Genomic DNA, 11,364 nt, shown 5'->3' with positions numbered 1-11,364 from the left:
CACCCGCCCCGGCCGCACCCGCCCCGGCCGCACCCGCCCCGGCCGCACCCGCCCCTGCCGCCGAGCCTCAGCGGCCCGGGGCCTGGCCCGGCGCCGGCGCGGGCGCCGGGGAGACCGGGCGGCGTCCCGGCGGCTGGCCCACCGCCTCCACGCCGGGGCAGGGCGTGCACCAGGGGGCCGGGGCGCAGGCTCCCGCCCCTGCCGCCGCATCCTCACCCGACCCTGCTCCCGGCCCCGGCGCGGGCGCGGGCGCGGCGGGCCCGGGGATGACGCAGGGCGCCGGGCAGGTACGGCACATGTGGCCGGACATCCTGGAGGCCGTCAAGAACCGCCGCCGTTTCACCTGGATCCTGCTCAGCCAGAACGCGCAGGTCGCGGGGTTCGACGGGACGACGCTCCAGGTCGGCTTCATCAACGCGGGCGCCCGCGACAACTTCACGAGCAGCGGCAGCGAGGCGGTGCTCAAGCAGGCCCTCGCCGAGCAGTTCCACGTGCAGTGGAAGATCGAGGCGATCGTCGACCCGTCCGGCGGCACCCCGCCCCCGGCCCCGTCCGGTGGCGGCGGGGGTTACGGAGGCGGCGGTTACGGCGCTCCCGGTGGCGGCGCGGGAGCCCCGTCCGGCGGCGGGGGCGGTTACGGCGCCCCCTCGGGCCCCGGCCCCGGCACGGGCTCAGGACCGGGCTCCGGCTCCGCGCCCGCCTCCCAGGCGTCGCGCCCCGCCGCGCCCGCCCCCTCCCGCCCCGAGCCGCCGCGCTCCGACAACAGACCCGGCTCGCCGCCCCCGCCGCACACCGTGGCCCCGGAGGACGACACCCCGGAGGAGGACGACCCGGATCTCGTCGACTCCGCGCTCTCCGGCCACGACCTGATCGTCCGCGAACTGGGGGCGACGGTCGTGGAGGAATACACGAACGAATGACGGGCCGCCCCTCGGCGTCTCACACCACGGCCCGCACACGGGCCGGCGCCACCGCCCGGTTAGGCTGCCTCACGTGAAGGTCCTTGTCATCGGCGGCGGCGCCCGCGAACACGCCCTGTGCCGCTCTCTCTCCCTCGACCCCGAGGTCACCGCTCTCCACTGCGCGCCCGGCAACGCCGGCACCGCCGAGGTCGCCGAGTCGCACCCGGTGGACGCGCTGGACGGCGCGGCCGTGGCCCGTCTCGCCACCGAGCTGGAGGCGGGGCTCGTCGTCGTCGGCCCCGAGGCGCCGCTGGTGGCCGGGGTCGCCGACGCAGTACGGAACGCGGGCATCCCCTGCTTCGGCCCGTCGAAGGAGGCCGCCGAGCTGGAGGGCTCCAAGGCGTTCGCCAAGGACGTGATGGCCGCGGCGAACGTCCCGACGGCGCGCAGTTACGTCTGCACCACCGCGCAGCAGATCCATGACGCGCTCGACGCGTTCGGCCCGCCCTACGTCGTCAAGGACGACGGTCTCGCGGCCGGTAAGGGCGTCGTCGTGACCGACGATCTCTCCGTGGCCCGCGAGCACGCGCTCGCCTGTGGCCGCGTCGTCATCGAGGAGTTCCTCGACGGCCCCGAGGTCTCGCTCTTCGCGATCACCGACGGCGAGACGGTCCTGCCGCTCCAGCCCGCGCAGGACTTCAAGCGCGCGCTCGACGGCGACGAAGGCCCCAACACCGGTGGCATGGGCGCGTACTCCCCGCTCCCGTGGGCCGACCCCAAGCTCGTGGACGAGGTCCTGGAGTCCGTTCTCCAGCCCACGGTCGACGAACTGCGCCGCCGGGGAACGCCGTTCGCCGGGCTGCTGTACGCGGGCCTCGCGATCACCCGCCGCGGCGTACGGGTCATCGAGTTCAACGCCCGCTTCGGCGACCCCGAGACCCAGGTGGTCCTGGCCCGCCTCAGGACCCCGCTGGCCGGTGTCCTGCTGGCGGCGGCCGAGGGGAACCTCGCGGAGCTGCCCCCGCTGTCCTGGCGTGACGACGCGGCGGTCACGGTGGTCGTCGCCTCGCACAACTACCCGGACACCCCGCGCACCGGCGACCCGATCGAAGGGCTCGACGAGATCGCGGCCCAGGATGGACCCGACGCGTACGTCCTGCACGCCGGAACCCGGTTGGAAGGCGCCACCGCCGACGCCGGCACGGTGGTCAGCGCCGGCGGGCGCGTGCTGTCCGTGACGGCCACGGGCAAGGACCTGACGCAGGCCCGCGAGCGTGCGTACACCGCGCTGGGACGGATCCGCCTCGCGGGTTCCCAGCACCGTACGGACATCGCGCGCGTCGCCGCGAGCGCCTCGGAGGGCTGATCCCGGAGGCCCGCCTCGCCGCCCGGTTCCGCGCCCCGTCCCGCCGCCGTTCCCGCCCCTGATCACTGTGATCGCGTACGTATGCGAGCCGTGACCCCGTCGCCCGGGCCACGGCTCGCAGCCGTACGGGGAGGCTCTGAGGGAGCCCTGAGGAGCCCCTGAAGGGGCCTCTGCGGGGGCACCTGAGGCTCGGTCGTCCGCTCGTCAGCAGCTTTGACCAGAGCCATTCCATCGGGTGACGGTTGGGCCATCCGGATGACGGGTCTCCGGGGCCCAACTAGGGTGCGGCGCATGCGTTCCGGCACTTGGCCCACCGGCATTGCGATGTCAGTGGCGGGTGCCACAGTGGGGGAGTGAGCAACGCAGCCGACACGGCAGAGGGGGTGAGGTCCGACCATGTCCGGTTCCGGTATCGGTGACGAGGTGGGCGCTCAGGGCGCCCGTGTCCGCGCGCTCGCCGTGCTGCGGCTGCGCGGCAGGGCGCTGGCCGTCGCACTGCTGCCCGCGGCCGTCGCCGTCGTGCTGCTGGCCGGCGGGGCGACGGGGCATCTCGGCGGCGCCGGGTGGAGCGTCGCGCGCTGGGTGGTGACGGCTCTCGCCGTGGCCGTGCTGGTGCTCGCCGCCGCTGTCGCCGCCGTCGTCGCGCGCGCCAAGCCCGCCCTCAGTCCCACCGTCGCGGTCTCGGAGAAGGCCGCGCCCGATCTCTACCGGCTGGTCCGCGATCTCGCGGAGCGCCTTGAGGTTCCCGCTCCCTCCGCCATAGCGCTGACCCCGGACTGCGACAGCTGGCTGGAGGACCGTACGCATCCGGGACACATGCCGTCGCGCGAACGGATGTTCGATCGCGCACTCGGCCGGGCGGTCCTGTCCCCGGCCTACCCGACCGGTTCCGCCGGTGGGCGGGGCGCCGAACCGGCCGCCGTCACAGGCGGCGGCCGAGAGGCCGGGCGCGGGGCCGTCGCCGCCCCTGTCCTCGTGATCGGCTCGCCCTTCCTCTGGTGGATGCGCGTTGCCGAGCTGCGCGCCGTCCTCGCCCCGGTCGTCGCCGGTACGGGGCTCTCGGCGCACCCGGACATAGCCGCCGCCCGCCGCTTCGTCCGGGGGCTCGACGCGGCGGTGGCCGTCGCGTCCGCGCCGGGGCTCGGACCGGTCCGCAGGGTGGCCCTCGGCGTTGTCGGACGCGTCGCCCGCGTGCTGCTGCGCGGCTGCGGCGAGCACGCGGCGCTGATGGAGCGGGGTGTCGCCTCCGCCGCGTCCGAGCGCGCCCAGGCGGTGGACTACGGCCTGCGGATCGTCGCCCAGGAACAGGTGGGCCTCGCCTACGCGGGGTGGGACCGGCTGCTCACGCGCGTCGCCCTGCCCGCCTGGCGCATGGGCCGCTGGCCCTCCAGGCTCGACGCCGGTGTGGTCTCGGCCCTGACGGAGCTGTCCCGCCGAGACCGCCTCGCCGAGGGCTTCGCCTCCCGGCTCGGCGAGCGCCCCGCCTGTGACCTGCTCGAAGAGCCGGGCACGGTCGACGAGGCGGCCTCCCTGCTCGCCGCTCGCCTCTTCCACGGCGGCCCGCCCGCTGCGGGCCCCGACTGGTCCCCGGTGGACTGGCAGCAGTACCCGGAGGAGGTCGTCGACCGCAAATGGCGTACGGAGGCCGCCCGGCTGCACCGCGTCCTGGACAGCATGGAGGTCGGCGCCGGGGTCGGCACGGGTATCGGCACCGTCCTGGGTACGGGCATCGGTTCCGGCGCGGGTACGGGTGCGCGGGGCGCCGGATCCGTGTTCGGCCCCGGTCGCGGCCCTGACGGCTCCGGCCGCTCCGTGGGCTCCGGGAGCTTCCGCCCCGTCCAGGGGCCCACGCTGTCGCGCGTCATGGATCACCTCGCCGGTCCCGGCGGCGGAGGCGGCGAGCCCGGCGAGGCCCTGGCCGCCGGCATCAGCGCCGAGCTGGCCAGGGAGGAGGCGGCTGCCCCGGTCACCCCGGCCGAGGCCGGGGGTGACGCCCTCGCGCTCTGGGGCACCGACCCGCTGCCGCTCTTTCCGCTCCAGCCGCCCCGCACGGGCCGTGAGCTGCTCGCCGACCACGTCACGGCGATGGTCTGCTGCTCCGCCGTCGACACGGCGGGCGCCGCCCCGGGCCTGGACTGGCTCGACGGCCCGGCCCTGCTGGTCGACGGCGTGCGCAGGGCCGATCTCGGCGGGCGCGTCCTCAGCCTGGTCGAGGGCGGCGACGCGGAGCCGCTGCGCTCGTGGCTGGCCTCCCTGGGCGTCCGCGCGGAGAAGCCCGTACGCCTCGTGTGAGACGGCCGGGGCCGGCCTGCTCGTCCCGGGCGGGCCCGCTCCCCCTCCCCGGACGAGCCGGTGCTCCCGCGCCGCGGCGCCCCATACCCGACGAGGCCCAGCAACCCGGCCCCGCCCGCGGCGAGCCCGCCTCCGGTGCGGCAGCGTCCCCGTCCCGCCCGGCGCCGGGCCCGCGCGCGCCGGCGAGGCAGTGCCCGCCCGCAGACTGCCGCGGCGCCCCATCCCCGACGAAGCGCGGCACCCCGGCCCGCCCCGGGATGGCCCGCCCCGGCGGCCCCGCCTCCCGATGAGCCCCACCCGCGATGAGCCCCACCCGCGACGAGCCCGCGCCGTCGGCGGACCGGCGCCCCGTCCACCGCCCCCCGCTCCCGCTCCCCCGACGGGCCCCCGATGAGGCTCCGATGAGGCTCCGATGAGGCTCCGATGAGGCTCCGCCCTCTCCCGCGGAACCGTCGCTCCCGAGTGGCCGAATGCGTTCCCTGTTTCCGCCACCGCCCGTTCCGTTTCACCCCCGTACGCGGGCATTTGGCCACCCGTGCCGCCCGCCGCCCGCCAGCCCCGCGTTCCGGAGTGGAACGTTCCGCTCCCGTCAATTCGCGACGAACGGTGACGGGCCACACGCGTTTTGTGATGTGCTGGTGTCCGGAGCCGACCGTCGATCGTGTCACTGACCGGTCAAACGGCCGTATTACCGTCGTACTACCGGCGCGTCGGCGCACGCATCGACGCGTGCATCAACATCCGTGCCCCCTACGGGCGCGGCGGCACGGAGGAGGGGCGCACCATGGGGGCGGACCAGATCCGGCGATGGGAATCGGGCGCTCTCGCCCACGCGGTCAGCGACCCGTTCGGCCAGGGCCCGCTGCCCTGGCTGCGCGGCAGCGAGAACTATCTCGACGACACCGGCCAGGTCGTCCCCTGGTACGCGGACCCGACGCTGGGCGCGGGCCGCAGCGGCGGCCCCCGTACCGCCGACGACGTACGGGGCCAGATCAAGGGCTTCGTCTCCAACGGCGCCGTGGCCCCGGGTGAGTCGATCGACTTCCACGTCACCGTCGACCCGCCGCAGGACTTCTTCGTCGACATCTACCGGATCGGGCACTACGGAGGCGACGGCGCCTTCAAGATCACCACCAGCCCGCGGCTCGCCGGCATCGTCCAGTCCCCGCCCCTCGCCGCCGACCGCACGGTCTCCTGCCACCACTGGTGGCTCTCCTGGCGGCTCCAGGTCCCGTCGTACTGGTCCCTCGGCGCCTACGTCGCCGTCCTCACCACGGTCGACGGCTACCGCTCCCACGTCCCCTTCACGGTCCGCGACAGCCACCCCGCCGATCTGCTCCTCCTGCTCCCCGACATCACGTGGCAGGCGTACAACCTCTATCCGGAGGACGGCCACACCGGCGCCAGCCTCTACCACGCCTGGGACGAGCAGGGACGGCTCCTCGGCGAGCAGGACGCCGCGACGACCGTCTCCTTCGACCGCCCCTACGCGGGCGCGGGCCTGCCCCTCCACGTGGGCCACGCCTACGACTTCATCCGCTGGGCCGAGCGCTACGGCTACGACCTCGCGTACGCCGACGCCCGCGACCTGCACGCGGGCCGCGTCGACCCCACCCGCTACCGGGGCCTGATCTTCCCCGGCCACGACGAGTACTGGTCCGCCCCCATGCGGACCACCGTCGAAGCCGCCCGCGACCAGGGAACCTCCCTCGTCTTCCTCTCCGCCAACTCCCTCTACTGGCAGGTGGAGCTGGGCCCTTCGGCCTCGGGCGTCCCCGACCGCCTCCTCACCTGCCGCAAGCGCCGTGGCCCCGGGCGCTCCGCGCTCTGGCGCGAGGCGGACAGGGCGGAGCAGCGGCTCCTCGGGATCCAGTACGCGGGCCGGGTCCCCGAGCCGCACCCCCTTGTCGTACGGAACGCCCACCACTGGCTCTGGGAGTCCGTAGGGGCGGCCGAGGGCGACGAGATCGCGGGGCTGGTCGCGGGCGAGGCGGACCGCTACTTCCCGCGTACGGCGCTGCCCGAGCACCAGGACCGGATCCTGCTCGCGCACTCCCCGTACCGCGACAGCGAGAACGCCCAGCGCCACCAGGAGACATCGCTCTACCGCGCCCCGTCCGGCGCGCTCGTCTTCGCCTCGGGCACCTTCGCCTGGTCCCCGGCGCTGGACCGCCCCGGCCATGTCGACCCACGGATCCAGCGTGCGACCGCCAACCTCCTCGACCGGATCTGCAAACGGGACTGACCGGGGCCGCCCGCGTTCAACCGGGACCGCCCGCGTTCAGCTCAAGCTCAGTCGCGGGTGGCGAGTTCCAGGGCCAGTTCCGCGCAGCGCACTCGGGCCGGGGAGAAGTCGTGGGGCAGCTTGGTGACCGCCTCGAACGCGCTCATGCCACCGTCCTTGGCATCCGGCTCCGGTGTGTCTTCGGCGTCCTCGGGGTGAGCGGTGTCCCAGGCGTCGAGGAAGGCTGTTTCGTCCTCCGCGATCCATGACTCTTCGATCATCGTCATCAGGGTCTCCTCGAAGGCGTGGCGCTGGGCGGCCGTCTCGGCGACGCGCGGGTCGTCGACGGCGACGGTGTCGTCGAGTGCTTCCTCGGCGGTGTCCACGCGGTCGGACTCGGCCCGGAGTTCGGGATGGGTGGCCAGCGCGATGAACCGGGATGCCTGCACGGCCGCGCCGAGAGGGCCGAAGATCCGCTCGGTGACGAGCAGGGTGTCCAGGTCCGCCTGGCGCAGCGAGCCCTCGGGAAGATTCTTCAGACGGCCGGTGACTTCCTCGGAGAGCAGGCCCATCCGGCTGCCCTCGGCACGCATCCGCTGCACGCGGGCCCGCTGGCGGGCCAGCTCCGCCTCCTGGGTGGCGAGGGCCTCCTCCAGCCGGGCCAGGGTGGCCTCGATGCCGTCACCTTCACTTTCGCCGGTCCCGGTCCCGGTGGTGGTGAAGGCCTCACGGATGTCGTCCAGGGCGATTCCCGCGTCGGCCATCTTCCGGATCCACAGCAGCCGGACCACGTCCTGGAAGCCGTAGCGGCGGCGGCCGTCGCCGCCCCGTCCGGGCTCGGGGATCAGGCCCATGTCGTGGTAATGCCGGATCGCCCGCGGTGTCGTGCCCACGAGGGCCGCCACGTCACCGATCTTGGACTGTCGCGACACGAAGAAGGACATGGGCATCAGTGAAGGGCCTTTCACAAACGAACGAGGACAGCTCCACCTGATCACATAACGCTACGGCAGGTGCAAGCCTGCACCTGCACTGCACCTGCCCGTCGAACCGTCCCGAACAGCACCAGCCAAGCCCCCCCGCCCGCGCCTTCGGCATCACCCTCGCGACCGCACCCATCGCGTGATCACGAAGCTACGGCCAACACCCGAGTTCAGGAACGGGCACTCAACCGGGACCGGCCGCGTTCAACCGTGGCCGTGGACCGACAGGACACACACCCGTCCGGCCACCCCTGCGAGCTGCGGCTTCCGGCATACGGGAGAATCAAGGCGATCTCCTAGATCGGACAGAACCACGGGGAGGAACCGTGTCCGGATTCGTAGAAAAGCCCGAGCCCGTTCAGGTGCCGGGTCTGGTGCACATCCACACCGGCAAGGTGCGCGATCTGTACCGGAACGAGGCGGGCGACCTCGTGATGGTCGCCAGCGACCGCCTGTCCGCGTACGACTGGGTCCTGCCCACCGAGATCCCGGACAAGGGCCGGGTCCTCACCCAGCTCTCGCTCTGGTGGTTCGAGCGGCTGACGGACCTCGTCCCGAACCATGTGATCTCCACCGACGTCCCCGCGGGCGCCCCCGCCGACTGGGCCGGCCGCACGCTCGTCTGCGAGTCGCTCGACATGGTCGCGGTGGAGTGCGTCGCGCGCGGCTATCTCACCGGCTCGGGCCTCGCCGAGTACCAGCAGACCCGTACCGTCTGCGGACTCGCGCTCCCGGCAGGGCTGGTCGACGGGTCCGAGCTGCCCGCCCCGATCTTCACCCCCGCCACGAAGGCGGCCGTCGGGGACCACGACGAGAACGTGTCGTACGACGAAGTGGTCCGCGTGATCGGCGCCGAGAACGCGTCCCTGCTGCGCCGGACGACCCTCGACGTCTACGGCCGGGCCCGGGACATCGCCCGCGACCGGGGGATCATCCTCGCCGACACGAAGTTCGAGTTCGGCTTCGACGGAGAACGCCTGGTGATCGCGGACGAGGTGCTGACGCCCGACTCCTCGCGCTTCTGGCCCGCCGACATCTGGGAGCCGGGCCACGCCCAGCCGTCGTACGACAAGCAGTACGTACGCGACTGGCTGACCTCGCCGGCCTCCGGCTGGGACCGTACGAGCGAGCGCCCGCCGCCCGCGCTGCCGCAGGAGATCGTGGACGCGACCCGGGCGAAGTACCTGGAGGCGTACGAACTCCTCACCGGCAAGAGCTGGTAGGGGCCCCGGACAGCGGAAAACCCCCGGCCGCTTCGGCCGGGGGTTTTCCGTTCTCTGAGCGGACGACCAGGTTCGAACTGGCGACCTCAACCTTGGCAAGGTTGCGCTCTACCAACTGAGCTACGTCCGCATGCGCCGCTGGGCTTCCGTACTGCTGCGCGGTGGCGCGTCGCCAACTATACCCAACCGCGCTCGCGGGCGAGACGCACCGCCGTATGCCGGTTCTCCGCCCCCAGCTTGGTGGCCGCGGACGAGAGGTAGTTCCGTACGGTCCCCTGCGACAGGGAGGCGCGCTCGGCGATCTCCGCGATCGGCGCACCGTCCACCGCCAGCTCCAGGACCTCGGCCTCGCGGGCGGTCAGCGGCGAGTCCCCGGCGGAGATCGCGTCGGCCGCCAACTCCTGGTCGATGAACCGGTTACCGGCGTGGACGGTACGGATGATCTCGGCGAGCTGCCGTGCGCTGACCGTCTTGGGCACGAAGCCGCGCACCCCGGCCGCCAGCGCCCGTTTGAGATGGCCGGGCCTGCCGTGGCTCGTCACGATCATCGTCCGGCAGCCGGGCAGTTCGGTGCGGAGGGATGTGGCGACTTTCACACCGTCCGCCCCCGGCATCTGGAGGTCCAGTACCGCGACGTCGGGGCGGTGGGCCAGCGCCATCGCCAGCGCCTCGGGCCCGGTGGCCGCCTCGGCGACGACGATCAGGTCGTCCTCCAGGGCGAGCAGCGCGGCGACGGCACCCCGGATCAGATGCTCGTCATCGGCCAGCAGCACCCGTACGGGAGCCGGCCCGGGCGCCCGGGAGCCGGGATCCTGGAAGCCGGGCACGGGCGACCCGGGCACGGGCACCGCGGCAGAGGGCCCGGAAGGCACGGACATCAGAGCGCCACCTCCGCGTCGGCGTCCGCGTCGGCGTCCTGGCCGGCGGTCCTCGGCGTCGGCCAGGGGCGTGGCTGCTCCTCCGGCAGCGGCACCCGCGCCGTCAGCCGGAAGCCGCTGCCGCCGCCGCTCCCCGTGGGGCCCGCCTCCAGCGTGCCGTCCACGGCGGCCAGCCGCTCCCTCAGCCCGGCGAGCCCGGACCCCTTCGCCCGCTGCCCGTCCCCGGCCGGGTCGGGCTCCGGCACTCCGTCGTTCTCCACGGTCAGAACCGCCTCCCAGCCACCACCGGAACCACCCTTCTCCAACGGCTGCTCCGACAGCCGTACGGTGCACCGCCGCGGGTCCCCGTGCCGCAGGACGTTCGTCGTCGCCTCGCGCACCACCCACCCCAGCGCGGACTGGACCCCGGCCGGCAGCCCGACGCCCCCGCCCCGCCCACCGGCCTTGCCCCCGTGGCCGCTCCGGTCGCTCCGGCCGCCGTTCGGCATTCCACCCTCGATCGTCTCGATCCCGTCGATCCGGCAGTCGATGCCCGCCGCCTCCAGCACGCCCCGGGCGCCTTCCAGTTCGGTGTGCAGATTGGCCTCACGGTAGCCGCGTACGACATCGCGCACCTCCCGCTGCGACTCCCGCGCGATCCGCTGGACCTCGGTCATCTGGGCCATCGCCTCCGGCCGGCCGCGCTGGGCGAGCTCCACCGCCAGTTCGCTCTTCAGCGCGATCACCGCCAGATTGCGGCCCATGACGTCATGCAGGTCACGGCCGAAGCGCAGCCGCTCCTCCGCGACCGCGAGCCGCGTCCTGAGCTCGTGCGCCCCGTCCAGTTGCCAGACGACGCCGACCAGCCAGACGGAGAAGACACCGGTGGCGGTGAGCAGCGAGCCCATGGCCAGGACCCCGATGAAGTTCACGACGGCCTGGCGCCATCCCGTTTCCAGCAGCAGGGTCGCGACGGCCGTCGACGCGGGCGCGCCGAGCAGGGCGTACGCCCGCTGCTCCGTCGTCCGCAGGCCCAGGACGATCGAGGCCACACCGAAGCCTCCGAGGGTCATCAGCAGGCCGGCGAACCCCCCGTCCTTGGGCACCGCACCGGTGTCGGCCAGTACGAGCAGCGCGAGGATCCCGGCCGCCGACAGCCCGCCCACGGCCAGCATCAGCCGTACGGGCTGCGGGCGCCGGCCCAGCCGCCACTCCATGGCCCGTACGGAGAGCACACAGCACAGCACGGAGTGCCCGACGAGGACCAGGGCCATCCAGGGCGGCTGCCGGCCGACGAGACTCGGCGTGACCGCCCCGATTTCGAGGCCCCCCAGCGCGTAGAACGTGTAGCGGGTGTACAGCTCCACCACCCGGGCGGAGTTGGTGGCGGACGCGCGGCGCAGGTTCCGCAGATCCCGCAGGTTCCGCAGCTTCCACGGACCGGTCGGTCTCGTCATGGCCAGGGTGTCCTTTCTCCCCGCTCGGCGGCTCACCCGCACGTGGTACGAAATCCGACA

General features: G+C 73.8%; 7 protein-coding genes, 1 tRNA gene and 1 pseudogene. 5 read left to right on the top strand and 4 right to left on the bottom strand.

Features of this window, described 5'->3' with window-relative positions:
- The 4 genes and pseudogenes from ACFXPL_RS27370 to ACFXPL_RS27355 form a co-directional block, all read left to right on the top strand.
- Positions 1 to 920, top strand: a pseudogene (locus tag ACFXPL_RS27370) (DNA polymerase III subunit gamma and tau); the annotation flags it as partial.
- A gap of 73 nt (positions 921 to 993) precedes the next feature.
- Positions 994 to 2,268, top strand: a complete 1,275-nt coding sequence (purD, locus tag ACFXPL_RS27365) for a phosphoribosylamine--glycine ligase (protein ID WP_384924511.1) — start codon at positions 994 to 996, stop codon at positions 2,266 to 2,268.
- 396 nt (positions 2,269 to 2,664) lie between these two features.
- Complete coding sequence (locus ACFXPL_RS27360; RefSeq protein ID WP_384924509.1) at positions 2,665 to 4,560, top strand: hypothetical protein; 1,896 nt, start codon at positions 2,665 to 2,667, stop codon at positions 4,558 to 4,560.
- A gap of 784 nt (positions 4,561 to 5,344) precedes the next feature.
- Entirely contained in the window at positions 5,345 to 6,805 is a 1,461-nt protein-coding gene (locus tag ACFXPL_RS27355) for a N,N-dimethylformamidase beta subunit family domain-containing protein (protein WP_384924513.1), read from the top strand.
- 47 nt (positions 6,806 to 6,852) lie between these two features.
- Here the strand turns inward: ACFXPL_RS27355 and ACFXPL_RS27350 are convergent, their stop codons facing one another.
- Positions 6,853 to 7,734 carry a MerR family transcriptional regulator gene (locus ACFXPL_RS27350; RefSeq protein WP_384924507.1) on the bottom strand — a complete coding sequence of 294 codons (882 nt, stop codon included), beginning with the start codon at positions 7,732 to 7,734 and terminating at the stop codon, positions 6,853 to 6,855.
- Positions 7,735 to 8,093: 359 nt separating this feature from the next.
- Between ACFXPL_RS27350 and ACFXPL_RS27345 the strand changes: the two genes are divergently transcribed.
- Positions 8,094 to 8,990 carry a phosphoribosylaminoimidazolesuccinocarboxamide synthase gene (locus ACFXPL_RS27345; RefSeq protein ID WP_384924505.1) on the top strand — a complete coding sequence of 299 codons (897 nt, stop codon included), beginning with the start codon at positions 8,094 to 8,096 and terminating at the stop codon, positions 8,988 to 8,990.
- A gap of 57 nt (positions 8,991 to 9,047) precedes the next feature.
- On the opposite strand, the gene ACFXPL_RS27340 is transcribed toward ACFXPL_RS27345, so the two are convergent.
- The 3 genes from ACFXPL_RS27340 to ACFXPL_RS27330 all read right to left on the bottom strand — a co-directional run bounded on the left by ACFXPL_RS27340 (position 9,048) and on the right by ACFXPL_RS27330 (position 11,304).
- Positions 9,048 to 9,120: transfer RNA gene (locus ACFXPL_RS27340), tRNA-Gly, on the bottom strand.
- Positions 9,121 to 9,166: 46 nt separating this feature from the next.
- Entirely contained in the window at positions 9,167 to 9,868 is a 702-nt protein-coding gene (locus tag ACFXPL_RS27335) for a response regulator (RefSeq protein ID WP_384924503.1), read from the bottom strand.
- A complete protein-coding gene (locus ACFXPL_RS27330; protein WP_384924500.1) occupies positions 9,868 to 11,304 on the bottom strand; it encodes a sensor histidine kinase in 1,437 nt (478 codons plus the stop codon). The genes ACFXPL_RS27335 and ACFXPL_RS27330 overlap by 1 nt, the downstream gene beginning before the upstream one ends.
- Between the last annotated feature and the right edge of the window lie 60 nt (positions 11,305 to 11,364).

It is taken from the genome of Streptomyces sp. NPDC059092 (genome assembly GCF_042756365.1).
In the GTDB taxonomy this organism is placed as follows: Bacteria; Actinomycetota; Actinomycetes; order Streptomycetales; family Streptomycetaceae; genus Streptomyces.
This window is presented reverse-complemented; position numbering and strand designations above follow the sequence as displayed.